The sequence below is a fragment of the Candidatus Enterococcus murrayae genome (genome assembly GCF_017315985.1).
Lineage (GTDB): Bacteria > Bacillota > Bacilli > Lactobacillales > Enterococcaceae > Enterococcus_A > Enterococcus_A murrayae.
Genome location: NZ_JAFLVR010000017.1, coordinates 1 through 14,730, shown reverse-complemented (window position 1 = coordinate 14,730; position 14,730 = coordinate 1). Strand labels below are relative to the sequence as shown.

Genomic DNA, 14,730 nt, shown 5'->3' with positions numbered 1-14,730 from the left:
TCTTACAAAAAACTAGAAAGTTCTTCACGTAAACAAAAGAGATTAACTTATTTATTCGCTATTTCGAATACGTTTCATAAAGCAATTATATATTATTAATTATTAATAGGTAATATCATTCATAAAAATAATTATATTTAAGAAAAATGGTAAAACAAACAAGGTCGTAGTTACTTTTTCTCTTACTTGAACGTAAAAAACAATAAAAAGTACAGAAATATACGCCGTCTGTTAAGCCGTCAAAAATGGGAGGAGTTTTAGTATGCGTAAAGGAGAAAATATCTATCTACGAAAAGATGGCCGGTGGGAAGGACGATTTCCCAAAGGCAGAAAAGTCAATGGAAGGATCAAGTACGGCTATGTTTATGGAAAAAGCTATTCAGAAGTAAAAAAGAGGCTCTATCCGCTTCGGATTCATTATCAATCCTTGCAACAAATTCAAGGAACCTCAGCTGAACGCTTTGAAGAGTGGGCAGGGGAGTGGCTAAATGAAGTTCAGGAAGAGGTCAAACCTTCGACATTATCCAGCTACCATTACAAGCTGACAAAATATATCTACCCAACCATCAAAGAAGTGCCATTAAATGAACTCACTCTGGAAACAGGGAAGCACTTATTGAAAGACCTGCAACAGCAGCTGGCACGTTCAACGGTACAGGTGATCTTTCGGATTCTCAACAAGTGTTTAAATCGAGCAAGAAAACGCGGAAAGATCCATGCGAATCCTTTTTCCGAGCTTAAAATACCTAAAACAAAGCACAAGAAAACGCGCGCCTTAACACTTACAGAACAAAAGAGAATGATGACCATCGCTTCAAAGGAAAAGAAAGGCTATGGCATTCCAGTTCTCTTAGCCTTGCATTCTGGCATGCGGATCGGGGAGATTGCGGCATTGCAGTGGTCAGATATCGATTTTGAGACTAACCTGATTACGGTCACGCACACGTATCAACGGATTCCAACCATTGAAGCACAGAAGAAAACGCAACTCATTTTGACTGATTCAAAAACAGAAGCGTCTGTTCGCGTCATTCCCATCAGTAAAAAATTAAGGAGTCTTTTGTTGCAGCAACGGAAACGAGCCAAAGGAAATTTTGTCTTCACAGCCAACGGACAACCTTGTGAACCACGCTTATTGACCTATCATTTCCATCGAATCCGTGAAAAAGCCAAGCTTGCGAACGTCCATTTTCATCAATTACGACATACCTTTGCGACCCGTTGTTTGGAGGCCAATAAAGACATCTCTTCTGTGAGCGCGCTCTTAGGTCATGCCTCTACACAAATGACCTTAGATACCTATGTCGATGCCATGCTGGAGCAGCGGTATCGCGTCATTGAGGAAATGACCCAATTAATTAGCTAAAATAATAGGAAAATATTTTCAAAAAATGACAATGACAATTTTTGGTGTATTCTTTATTTCTTTTCTAAGTAAGCGCTTACTTTGTAATCTGTTTTTATGCTTGAAATGGCGTTAATTACTATTTGCAATTATTTTTAAACAAAAAGGGTTAACGGCGAATTCACAGACACGCGTGCGCCGTCGTTTCTCGTCAAAAATCGCTAGAAACCTTTCTATATCAAGGGTTCTAGCGATTTTCTAGTTTTTTGTAAGACTAAGAAGAAAATAGATTACATATGTGTTGGAAACTAGGGTTTTTAACGGAAAAAATTAACTTAATACTGATTTTGAAAGGAGGTATGTTTATCGAAGGACAAACATACAAATGTTTCATTACTCTCCGATCCGAGAGTAAAAATAAGAAGATACTCTTGTATCGGAATAGAAGTGATTGAAAAAGTGGCGGCAACCTTTTTTTCTTTCCTTTATTTTAGCGAATTTGTCACAAAAAAACAAAAATGAAAAGGAGCTTATTATGAATAAGAAATGGATAAGTAAAGCAGCACTGAGTTTGGGTGTGTTAACGATGTTGGGATCTGCAGGAACAGGACTAGGGACGGTCGCATTTGCGGCACCTCCGGCACAAAATATTAGTGGGAACGCGGCATCTGACAATACGTCGAAACGGTCGATCACGATTTGGAAATATGAAATCAACAGTACCGCAGAATTAGGAGAACGTGGAGATGGGGAATCTTTAGACCCAGCAACAGCGCCTGATTTAACGGGTAAAAAAGTTATGCAAGATGTAAATTTTGAGATTGTTCGAGTTCTTGCTAAGACCGGGGTATCTTTAACTGACCCATTGAAACAAACAGAAGCGGCAGGGGATTACACCATTGATCCAACGTTTACTGCGCAACAAGGAAAAACAGCCGAAGACGGTAGTTTAACCTTTGATGTAGGAACAGGAAAAGCTGGCGACGGGATTTACTTAGTCCGTGAAATTAAAGACAGTTCAGGGAAGTACACGTATACAAAACCTGCTGATCCAACGACTGTGCCACCAACTCCTGCTGAAACGGGATTGAAAATCAGTAAACCGATGGACCCATTCTTTGTCCACTTGCCACAAACAAAACGTGACGATACGAGTAAATTAATCTATGACGTGCATGTGCATCCGAAGAATATCGTTACAGACACAGAATTAGATAAGACGATTGAAGAAGGAAAAGGCTACTCCATCAAAGCCGGAAATGATTTTAAATGGGAAGCAACGACCAAATTACCTTCTGGGTTGTATAGTGAAATCGACAAAGAAATGACTATTACCAACTGGTTAGATCCAGCCGATGATACGATCAAAGATTTAGTGATTGGTTCAAGCCAATTACCATATGACTTGTATGCGAACTACTTCAAGGTAACGGATACATTGGACAAACGTCTTTTGTTACAAGATGTAGAAGTCTATGTGTTAGACAAGACAGGCTCACCTGTGAAATTAACTAATGGTGTGGAATATGAAGTGACGTTAGATGGCACGAAGATTACAGCCCCAAATAAAGTAGAAGATTTAACAGAAACAGCAGATAAAGAAGTCATTGTCAGCTTAACACAAGCGGGAATGAAGAAAGTAACCCTTGATGAGGATACTCATTTGCAAGTGGTGTATAAAGTGACAACGAATAAAGACTTCAATGGAACAATTGCCAATGAGTACGACGTAGATTACTTACTACCTGGACAAGATCCTTTCCATGAAACAAGTGAAGAAAATCCAGAGTATTACGATGGCGGCTTTGACATTTTGAAAACGAAAGAAGATAAAACTTCTATTTTACCAGGAGCGGAATTCCATATTGCGACGAGTGAAGCTGACGCGAATGCGAAGAAATACTTAGCATCAGATGGCAACTCGTATACATTGAACGATGATGGAACAAGTACGCCTGCTTTACCAACTGGAGTTACTTATTTGAAAGCAATCTCTGGAGCGGACGGAAAAGCAGAATTCAATGGTCTAGAATTGGAATGGTTTACGGATACTAATAGTAATGGCAAACAAGACCCAAGTATTCCTGCAGAAGATACTTGGCCAGCAGTTGATCCAGGCAATGGTGATCCGTTTATCTCTAAAAAGTATTGGGTAGTGGAAACAAAAGCACCAGACGGCTATGAATTGATCAAAGATCCGCAAGAAATCACGGTTACATTAGATACCGCTGATGATGCAGTGGTGGAAATGAATATTATTAATAAAAAGAAAACAGACCTGCCATTTACAGGGGGCACAGGCATGACGTTGATGATCGTCATTGCATTAGGTGCGATCGTGATTGGTACAGCGACTATGACGATTGAAAAGAAACGTCGTCAAGCATAGGCACGGATGCGTCAGCGACGATCACTTCAACGAATACCGTTTACGAAGGGTCCTCTTAGTAAAGAGCCGATCCTTCGTATCCATCTATTAAACAGTTCCTTTTGTTTAATAGCTGACATATCGTCTCTTGAGGAGATGGTGGAAAGGAAAGGAAGACGATGAGAAAACCGAACCAACTCAAATGCATGGTCCCCCTCCTTCTTCCTGTCGTGTTGATAATAGGAGTTCTTTTCTTCTATTACCAAGGAAAAGCGCTAAAAGCATCAACGCCTGACTCAATGGTCAGTGTAACAGTGGGAAATGAAGCGGTTCAAAACGATTCTTTGACGACGGAGAAAGAAACCGTTGAGCTGACCCTACAGGCAAAGGAAACCGATATTTATGAACTGCCTTATGATGACACCGTTTCGATCGTTCCTTTGGATGAAGAAGGAAAAGAAACAACGTATCCTCAATTGGCTTCCTCTGACGTGAAAAAGAGTCACGCACTAAAACTCTTTAAAGAGCGCTTGAAAACAACGGAAACAAGCGACAGTCAAGAAGCAAAAAAGGAAGACAAAACGAAGACACCCGAACCAACGGAAACAACAGAAGAAACTGAGGAAATAAATCAACGGCTTCCCTATTACCAAGTTCGCGAAACAGAGGACAAAGGAAGCTTCTATTTTGAGCTAGAAAAAGAACAGGTGCAAAAGATCCGCATCACTCGCAAGACCAAGAAGGAGCAAACGGTGAATTTGCGTTCCTTAACAGATACTCAGGCTAAGCAACCAATCGTAGTGTTTAAAGCTACGGAACAGTTGACAGAGATTCCGCCTGAAGTTCCTGAAGCTTCAGGAACTCAAGAAGCAGAGAACAATGGGCAACAGGAAGCAGCAGAAGTAACGAATACTGAAAACGAAGCTGCCGAAGAAGAAACTGATCCCAAAGCAGAAAAGGGAACGGTCAAACCACAAGCGAGTTTAACCGATCCGTTTAAAGTGACTGTTGATGTTGGAAAAAAAACTGGAACAGAGCCTTTTGACAAGAATAATGATCCTGGTTATGACAAAGATGAGCTTAATGATATCGTTCGAACATTTGATGAAGTCTCTTATGAATTAACATTAGGGATTTCTACTTTAGACGAAAAATATACCGCTCTTCGAATACGCTTAGATATGGAGTTGTCCGATGCTTGGCGAAAGGATTCCTCTGGACAAGTTCGGCAAACTGCAGAGTTTGCAAATGGTACTCTGGTCGATAAGGGAGATGGAACAAAAAAATCCATTCGATCTACTTGGCAAACAGCAAAAAAAGGCTCAGGTATTCAAGCATATTTTGGGGAAACGATTGAAGTAAAAGGTGGAGTTAACGGATGGGAATTGAAACCTAAGTTTACTCTGGTCATAGAAAGTGCCACCTTAAAAGATGGCAGTGAAGTAAAAATTAATCAAGTAATTGACAGTACTGTGAAACCTGAATTGGAAGAACAGACAAAAATAACTATTAGTGCGAAACCTTATATAGATGTGAAAATGACTTGGAATAACGGGAAAATGAGTACTTTTGAAAAAGCAACTAATGGAAATACAGATAAGCCGTTTTCTATGGTTAGTACTATAGCTGCCTATGCACAACTAAAACCTTTGCCTGGACGTTCTGATTTAACATCGATTAAGGGAACAACTTATCCTGTTGGTGGAATTGAATATACTATAAATCAAAAAATGGTCTATAAGGATAAGCAAGGGGGAACAGACAAAGAACTTGTAATTGGTACAGATACTGACCCAATGCAAGTAATTACTTATGATGGGTTGCTAGGTTGGGACATGAGAGCACCATATAAATTTACAAATGAGTTTAGCTCATATTCCAGTATCTATGTACCTCTGAATCGTCAAGCAACTAATGCTCCGGTCGGGTACACTCGTAATACTTATCCACCAAGTCAAACACCAAGTGCTTATATAGGAATCTATGATACTGGTAATCCAGAGGTTGAAAATGTGAGTAGTAACAACTCTATAAAAATAACGAATACTGATTATGCTCCAGTTAGCGTTGGCAAAAATAAATGGTTGCTGAGTTTATCACCCATGGGTAGTAATGTTGAACCATTCTCTGTAGTCGCGATGCAATTTCTTTTTCCGTATAAATATTTAGAAGATCAAAAAGGAATTACACCAACTGCAAATATGGATTATATTTTGTCTATTGATACGGTGAAGTATGAAGGTGATGAACAAGAGGTCAATGAGAGAAAGATTTTTAATTGGACTAAAGAATGGCCTGGGTCAATAAAAACATATTCTGCTTTTAATAACATTAACAAACAAGGATTAAGTAGTGATCGTGAAGGAACCTATAAGAGTGACGGAGATGGGGTAACAACGAAAGGAAATAAGTTGTGGGGTAGTGTATATACATCTACAACTGATTCTCAAATGGATACGATGACAATGTATGGTCGCTGGAATGCGAATAGCTTCCAATATGATCTTGGAAGAGAACCAGTTTTTAATGGCAACTATTCTACTATTCAGAAAATATTTTGGGGAGTAGGGCCTAAAAATCCTGATCTGACGTTAAGGGGTCAAAATGATATTGATAAAAGCTATACGTGGTATTCATCTGCTTCAGAAGCTAAGGCTGCAGGAGATATTTCTGCTGTTAAGACAATTTTTAAAAGGGCAGATGCCAGTGGTTATTCTTTGCCGAGAATCCTTGTTCCTCTAATAGCTGTAGGTGATGTAGGAGCGATTGATAAGTTGGATAAACCCAATGTTTTATTAACAAATACTTTCAATTTCAAGAAGGATGGCTCTGCGACGGGAATATACTTCCCGACAACAAATAATGCATGGAACTATGTTCCTTCAAAATACCAAGATGATGGAACGGCTATATCATTACATTCTCCAGCAGATGGGTGGGGAGATACACTTTATATTGCAGGAATGACAATACGACCCAATATATATACAGACAAAAAAACTTATTCCCCAAATGAGACAATCAAATGGACAGTAGATGGAAAAGTAGAAAGTGGTTCAGAAAATAATCACAAAGTTGAATTTGCTGTTACTATTCCAAAAGAAACACAGTATATAGACGACAGTGCGAAAGATTATCAAGGGAACCCATTACCTGATCCATCGTCAAGAGTGGAGAATGGAGATGGGACATGGACGTTGAAATGGGTATTGGATTACACGGCTGAAGCCAGTACCCATAATCCGAAAGTGACGTTTGACACGAGTATTATTTCTTCAAAACTAAACTTCGTTAGTAATTCGGCTCAATTAAATGGAAAAGTAGTAGCAGATGTTTGGTTAGAGGAAGACGAAAGTGTTCGAGATACTTCCAATGAAAAATTACGAACTAGTACAACAAGCGTAGTCGTCACGAATTCTGGAGTGATTGTTGTAGATAAGGTCGTGGATAAGCCCTACATTGAAAGCGGGAACGAGATGGATCCAGCGAAGCCATCAGAAACACATCCAACTGATTTTACCTATACGGTTTCCTTTAAGAATCATTCGACAGGTGCTATGAATGATGTTAAAGTCTTGGACGTATTACCTTATATGGGAGATGGTCGTGGTTCTGATTTTCATGGAAGTTATTCGTTGACTCAGGTCAAGCAAGTACCGGGAAGTGTGCAAGGAACTATCTGGTATACGACTAGCAGTGTAGTAGCTAATAAAGATCCTAATGAGATTCCTTTAACTAGTGGGTGGTACAAGCTAGGTTCGAACATGGAAGTATTGAAAAACGCCAAGGCAATCATGGCAGTTTATGATAAGTTAGATCCTGGTGAAGACATGGCACTAACATTAACTGTGAGACCAACTGGGCAACAAGCGGGTGATAAATATGTCAATGCGCCTTCTTTAAACTCTAGTTTGCTGCAACATGTTCAAGGTGTACCAAGTAGTGTACGCGTTTACGGTCGTGACCTATCTGGTGTGGCTTGGTATGACGACAACTTAGATGGCTTAATCGGAAACAAACCTGCTGGTGGGGCTGAAGAGTGGGCCAAGGATATTCCGGTGAAATTGTATCGGACGAGTATCGAAGTTCCTTCCTATCAAAAAGAACTAGTGAAGGAAAGCTTAACTGGTGAGAAATTCATTGATGCTTCAGGGAATTCCTTGGTGAAAACGGATGCGAATGGGAAATACCTGTTTGAGAATTTACCAGAAGGCAAGTATATCGCTGAATTCATTATTGGAGACAAGGTGGTTCAGCGGGAAGTCCGAGTGACGAAGAAAGAGGCCGGCAGTGATGAGAGTCTGAACTCCAAAGCAGATCAGACGACCTATAAAACCAAGGACTATGAACAACCAATCCTAAGTGAAGTCGCTGGTTTAGGTGCCGCCGATTCGAAGAATCATGTGAAACACGTCAATCTTGGCTTGATTCGGCCATCCACGATTCGCCTGTTCAAGTATGTCTCTGGAACGGCCATTGATGGGAATAATGACGGAGAACTTAGTGAATCCGAAAAAGCGACAGGTACCCCGTTGAAGGGTGCGGAGTTCGAGGTCTACGAAGGGGATGCGTCTAGTCCGTTTGCGACTGAAGTGACCGATGATAGCGGGAATCTGAGCTTCGTCAAACTATTCCCAGGCGAACATACCTTGATCGAAACCAAAGCACCAAATGGCTATGAATTGATCAAGTCGCCGATCAAAGTCACGATCACAGAAGGCAATCAAACGATCAAAGTCTATCAAGAAGATGATAAGAAAACCAATCTGCCATTTACTGGGGGTACTGGTCCAATGGTCATCGTAATAATGGTAGTCAGCGTTCTGGGGATACTTGGAATGGGAGGTCTTTATTGGTACTATCGGCAACCTAGCAGGAAGGGAGAAGGATAATGATGAACCGATTCTTAACAACGGCTTTTAGCCTTCTTCTTCTGTTAGGAGGAGTGACGGCAGGCGCTTCGCGTAGCGTCGCTGCTGAAGAGACCACAGGTTATTCCATCTCGATCATCAAATACAAGCTGGAAGATCCCGAGCTCTTAACCAATCAATTGCCTTTAGATGGGACAAAAGCTGGGGAGATCAAGGATTCAAAGGGAAACCAGTTGGAGCCTCTTGCTGGGATCACCTATGAAGTGACTCGGGTCTCTCCGGTTCAAGGGACGACGGAGTTTGAAGCCGTCGTCGGAGATGACGCTTTTTCTACCACCGTTACGACGGATGGCACGGGAACCGCACGTTTTTCCGGCTTGGCACAAGGGATGTACCGAGTGATCGAAAAGGAACATGCACAGCTGCGTGAAACGATGGCGCCGGTGATTTTAGAATTGCCGCTGCCGCAACGAACAGGCGAAGCCTTATCCGATGTCTATCTTTACCCAAAATCAGGGGTGAAGACGGCCTCTGCCAAAGACGATCCGAAGAATAAATTACCAAGCACGGCTGGCGGGAAAAAGGCAGTCACCGCTGCCAACAACGAACGACTCCCCCAGACAAGTGGAAATATTGGTTCGTATCACTCGCTGCTACTCGTTTTAAGCTTCATTTTCATCATGGCTCTGATCGGCTTTCGAGTGATGAAAAATAAGAAGTTTGATTTTTAAGGACGAAAGAGTAACTCGCGATTTTTGGGTTACTCTTTCTTTTCTGATTTTTGTAAAGGATGACACGCCATGAAGACAACCGAAAAACCAAAACAAACCAAACGCAGCCGCTTAGTGATGGGCTTTGCTATTTTTATGATCGTGGCGGGTGTGCTGGTGTTGTTGTATCCGATCGTCGGCAATTATTTAGCCAATCGCGAACGAAGCTCCGCTAGTACGGCCTATGACCATGCGTTAAAGAAGATGTCAAAAAAGGAAAAAGCGGAACAGTACGAACTGGCAAAACGCTACAATGCCTATATTTTTGACAAGCAACAGGGCAAGTTGCCGGAACCGCTCGCCTATAAAAGCATCATCAAAAATGAGTCAGGCGTGATGGGCACGATCGATATTCCAGCGATTGATATCGAAAAGATGCCTTTTTATCATGGAACCTCCTTTAAGACCTTGGATAAAGGTCTGGGTCATTTGGAAGGCACCTCGATTCCAATTGGCGGGAAGAATACCCGTTCTGTGATCACAGGGCACAGCGGCGTAAAGAATCAAATCTTGTTTACCGATGTGAAGAATCTGCAAGAAGGCGATCTTTTTTATATCAATATTTTAGGCAAACGCTTGGCGTACAAAATTGATTCCTTTGAAGAAATTTTGCCCAGTGAATCGGACAAAGTCAACATCGTCAAGGGCAAAGACCGCGTGACCTTATTGACGTGTACACCGCCTGGGATCAATACATATCGTTTACTTGTCAATGGGCACCGGATCCCATACAAGGAAGCACAAAAACAACGGGTGAAGAAACGAAATCTTTGGAGCTACCAACATGTGGTGCTCGCTACGTTAGCGATCAATCTCTTGTTGTTCTTGCTTTTGGTCTCGATCTATCGCTACCACATCAAGCGTTTCCGTTCGGATGATCCGTTGGTTGCCATGAAAGCGCGGAAGCGGCTTCGCCGATTATTCACCATGACGAAGGTCTACTTTATCCTGATCTTTGTCGCGATGTTAACGGTGCTCGCTGTTGCGGCTTACGGCTATGTTCAGATGCAAGAGGATACGTCTCTTGGCGCGGTGGACGTGGGACAGGAAGAACAATTGAGTACGTTCAATCTGGATAAAGTCAATCGCGCGAATTATGCCGAGAAACAAATCGCGAGTGTGAATGTCGCTAGTTATGCGCAGGCGCGAGGAAATAGTTACGAAACGACCAATAATTGGGGAATCGGAAAACTTCAAATCCCAAAGGTTGATATTGATCTGCCTGTGTTAGCAGGGCTCGCCAATGAGAATCTATTAACTGGAGCGGCGACCTATCGAGCAGATCAACAATTAGGAAAAGGCAATTATGTGCTGTTGGCCCATAATATTTTTGAACAAGATGTCCTGCTTCATCGGATCAAACAATTAGCCTTGGGTGACAAAATGTATATTACGGATTTTAAAGATATTTATACCTATGATGTGTCGCTGAATCAGGTGGTCGAGGAGACTGAGGTTTCCTATATCGAAGAAAAAACAGAAGATGGCCGACAAACGTTGACGCTCCTTCGCTGTGAAGGAGATATTGGGACGATTTACCGCCGTGTTGTACAAGGAAAGTTATCAGATGTTCAACCGATCAAGAGTGCCGACAAACAATTGTTAAAGGCAGTCGGCGTGAAGGCGACCGCCTCTGAGCAGCAGGTACCTAAAAAAGTGTTGGAGCAACGGCGGGTCACCCCTTTTCAACAATTTGCGATGTTAATTGCAGCAAAGTTCGTATCAGAGCCGCTTCAAACAATGGTGCCGATGTTTCTGTTCTTCTTGTTGCCAATTTTATTTTTCAGTTTGATTCGATAGTCGATCGCTTTTTTAAGAGAAGCCGATCCTTACTAGTGAGAAAGGAAATGAATGCATGAAAAAAGTAGTTGTGGGGGTATGCGGAGTCCTCGTCTTTATTGGCGGACTAGCGAGTATACGCAGTGGGGTGTTGAAGGCGGGTGAGCTGACCAATGAATCCTCTTTAGTAGTAGAAACAGGAACCGTAGAAAGTGCGGTTACTGTTCCAGAGAGCAGTGAAGCGCCTGTAACTGAAGCAATCGTGCCAGAAGTCGTTGAGGAAGTTCCCGTTGCAGAACCCGAAGTTCCTGTAGTGGAGTCGTCAGAAATGCCAGAACCGTCTGTTCCATCAGAACCACCACCTCCGGCAACGTCGGAATCGATGCCGACTGAGAGCAGCACGACAGCGCCATCGAGTAGTGGAAGTTCGACAGCGGACTCTTCTAGTAGTACGTCAAGTGCGACGAAGCCTTCAACGAGTTCGTCTACTTCAAGTACCACAAAACCGAGCAGTACAACACCGAGTAGTACGAAGCCAAGTCAGGGGACGACACCGAGTGCGTCAACACCAAGCAGTTCGGTGCCAACGCAGTCCTCGACTAGTCAAAGTCAAGAGGAACCAAAGCAACCAGCTGCGCTTGCGCCAGCACCTGTTGTGCCAAGTACGCCTGCCGCGGCAGCTCTGGTGACACCCAATACGACAAGTGTTCAAGCCAATTCATTTGTCGCACCGACTGTGCCAGAGGCCTTTTCGCAAACGAGTGCACTGAAGCTGCCAAGTGAGTTGAAAACAACAGAAGTCGCTCAATCAGATTTGAAGGGTTTTGAGCTGCCATTACTTCGCAGCTTTGAAAATGAAAAACATGCGGCAGTGATTTATGAAGGCATTAAAAAGCTTGGAGTAGAACAGGAAGAGGATTACAACGCTGAGCAACTAGCGACGGATGTATACCATGATTTATTTAAAAAAGAGATTACTGGGACACCAAAAGAGTTACCAGAGGAAATCAGCGTGGGCAGCTTGTTGTACCAGAAGAAAAAAGATAAAACGACATTGATTGGAATCTACATCGGGGATGATTATTACCTGACGGTTGATGATGTAGAGATTGAGGAAGAAACAGAGGAAGCCACAGAAAAAGAAACGCAGCGTCAAGTAATAGTGGCGTCGATTGATTTGGAAGACGACCTTCTAACGCAAGAATTATCAGAAGCGAGCTTGACTGAATATGGGGAACAGGTCCTTGCGGAATATCCGGCTTCTATGAACTTCACTGAAAACGATAGTGCCAAAAACTTCATTGAAACCGTTGGGGAAGATGCTCGCAAGTTGGGACAAGACTACGATGTTTTTGCGTCTGTCATGATTGCGCAGGCTTTAATAGAAAGTGGATCAGGGACTAGCACATTGTCTTTATCTCCAAACCATAACTTGTTTGGGATTAAAGGAACTTACCAAGGACAATCCGTATCGATGGCAACGCAAGAGGATCGAGGAAATGGCGATTTGTATTCCATCAACTCAGCGTTTCGTAAATATCCGAACTATGCAGCGTCCTTAGGGGATTACGTGGAGCTATTGCGTGGGGGGATTTCAGGCAATGACAGTTATTACAAAGATGCTTGGCGTTCAACAGCTAAAAACTATCTGCGGACGACCAATGCTTTAACAGGAACCTACGCGACGGACACGACCTATGGGCAAAAATTGAACTCAATTATAGCCCTGTATCACTTAACTCAATACGATCAAGTCAAAACTACCGAAGGAAATTCAGGTGTCTTCATCAAAGGCAAAGAAGAAATTCCAGAAGAATACCGCAGTCGCATGAAATACCCAGACTACAACGGAGTAGATTACAACAGTTCAGGCTCCTATCCGGTTGGTCAATGTACGTGGTACGCCTTTAATCGCGTGAAGCAATTAGGCAAAACCGTTGATGATTATATGGGCAACGGCGGCGAGTGGGCGACCAAAGGAAAAGCTTTAGGCTATGAAGTTAGTCAGAAACCAAAGGCTGGTTGGTTGATCTCCTTCAAACCAGGCGTAGCAGGTTCTGATCCACGTTATGGGCATGTGGCCTTTGTGGAAGCTGTTCGACCAGAGGGCATCTTGATTTCAGAAGGCAATGTTTATGGCGGTACAGTGATTTCGTATCGAGTGATTGACACAGCATTGGCTACTTCTGATCAAGTTTCCTATATCAAAGCAAAGTAATCACACAGAGAAAAAGGAGCACTGTAACTTATGGCAACTGTTCGTTCACGTCAACTAAAAAATGAAGACCATCCGCCAAAGCGGTCGATCGCGAAAAGTCTCGTTCTCACCATTTTGACCCTCTTATTGTTGGTCACCCTGTTCATTTCAGGCCAGCTGGTGCGCAGAGAATACAGCTTTCATCCGATCTCCGGCACCTCGATGAGTCCGACACTGACGGAAAAGGATATGGTCTTGGTCAAAAGACGTGATCCCATCCATCGTTATGACGTGATCGCCTTTTCTGTCAAAGGAGAAGAAGGCAAATTCGTTAAGCGGGTGATCGGGATGCCGGGAGATACGATGTTCATTCGCAATGATCGGATGATTTTGAATATTGGCGAGCAGGGAGATTTTGAGACGACCTACACGTTTCAGCTTTCTCCGGCTGTCGCCGAGGAGTTTCAGGAGTTAACAAAGGTTCCCAAAGGGCTGTATTTCACGACGGGCGACCATATCGATGTGTCGAAGGATAGTCGTACCTTTGGCTTTGTCTACAAAAAGGAAATCGAGGGGACGGTGCAGTTCCATCTTCCATCATTGATCAGAAAGCAGGCGGATAGTGAATGAAGCAGGTTCTGCTAGAGGAGAGAGCATCATGTATCTACTAGGAATACTCAGTGTAGGCCTCATTGTTTTAGCAATTATTCTAACCATTGTACGACTACTCTTTGACTTGCGATTCGCCGCGATTCAAAAGGAACCGGATCAATCGCCTTTGTTTCGTCGAAAGGTCAACTACCTAAGAAAGCTTGAACAGGCGAGACATATTCGTTACTTACTGCTGACCTCGCTAGTGACTGGTGTTGCCTTAGTATTGTTTATTGGTTCATTTCTCCTTTTGGCGGAGGATCATCAGAAATTGAAGACTCGGACAGGCAAGATGGATGAACGAATCGCACAATTAGAAAAAAGACAGGAACAACTTATCCTGAGCATCCCCTTGAAGAACTACCCCGAAGATGGGATCGGGCTCAAAACGCATGAGTGGGATAAGCTGGCTGGGGAAACTAAAAACTCTGCGCTTCAAAATCAAATAGAAGCCAAGATTACCCAACAGACGATCCCTTATTTTGGTTCTGTCGAGACAAGTGTTTCGTTGTCCGAGCCGAAAACGATGTCCCTTCAATTGAAGGGACAAATGGAGGACGAGGCCAGTAAAGAAACGATTCAAAAAAATATTGATCGTTTTGCGAAGGAAGCAGAAGCAGTTTCTGAGCTGACGGCTATTCATGTTCGGATGAATGCATCCGTTGGAAAAGAGAAAAAAGTGGTTTATAGCGTGAACTATTCTCGCGAAAACGGTGAGGGTGTGTTCAACAAAAAGAATGTTTCCGAGC

At 42.7% G+C, this 14,730-nt stretch carries 8 protein-coding genes; all 8 read left to right on the top strand.

Annotation, left to right across the window (positions count from 1 at the left end):
• Window positions 1-262 precede the first annotated feature (262 nt).
• Window positions 263-1,366 (top strand): tyrosine-type recombinase/integrase, encoded by a 1,104-nt coding sequence (locus JZO85_RS07340; RefSeq protein WP_207107854.1) that lies wholly within the window; start codon window positions 263-265, stop codon window positions 1,364-1,366.
• Window positions 1,367-1,880: 514 nt separating this feature from the next.
• A complete protein-coding gene (locus JZO85_RS07335) occupies window positions 1,881-3,734 on the top strand; it encodes a SpaH/EbpB family LPXTG-anchored major pilin (RefSeq protein ID WP_207107853.1) in 1,854 nt (617 codons plus the stop codon).
• A 158-nt stretch (window positions 3,735-3,892) separates the two neighbouring features.
• Window positions 3,893-8,605, top strand: a complete 4,713-nt coding sequence (locus JZO85_RS07330; protein WP_207107852.1) for a SpaA isopeptide-forming pilin-related protein — start codon at window positions 3,893-3,895, stop codon at window positions 8,603-8,605.
• The gene (locus JZO85_RS07325) at window positions 8,605-9,315 is read left to right on the top strand and encodes a pilin N-terminal domain-containing protein (protein ID WP_242550265.1); all 711 of its coding nucleotides are present in this window, start codon (window positions 8,605-8,607) and stop codon (window positions 9,313-9,315) included. Before JZO85_RS07330 ends, JZO85_RS07325 begins: the two co-directional genes overlap by 1 nt.
• Window positions 9,316-9,384: 69 nt before the next feature.
• The gene (locus JZO85_RS07320; protein WP_242550264.1) at window positions 9,385-11,154 is read left to right on the top strand and encodes a sortase family protein; all 1,770 of its coding nucleotides are present in this window, start codon (window positions 9,385-9,387) and stop codon (window positions 11,152-11,154) included.
• A gap of 55 nt (window positions 11,155-11,209) precedes the next feature.
• Window positions 11,210-13,351, top strand: coding sequence for a glucosaminidase domain-containing protein (locus JZO85_RS07315; protein WP_207107851.1), 2,142 nt, complete (start codon window positions 11,210-11,212; stop codon window positions 13,349-13,351).
• A gap of 30 nt (window positions 13,352-13,381) precedes the next feature.
• Entirely contained in the window at window positions 13,382-13,960 is a 579-nt protein-coding gene (lepB, locus tag JZO85_RS07310; RefSeq protein ID WP_207107850.1) for a signal peptidase I, read from the top strand.
• Window positions 13,953-14,730, top strand: a 778-nt coding sequence (locus tag JZO85_RS07305) for a hypothetical protein (RefSeq protein ID WP_207107849.1), incomplete at its 3' end; no start/stop codon positions are given. The genes lepB and JZO85_RS07305, both read left to right, overlap by 8 nt.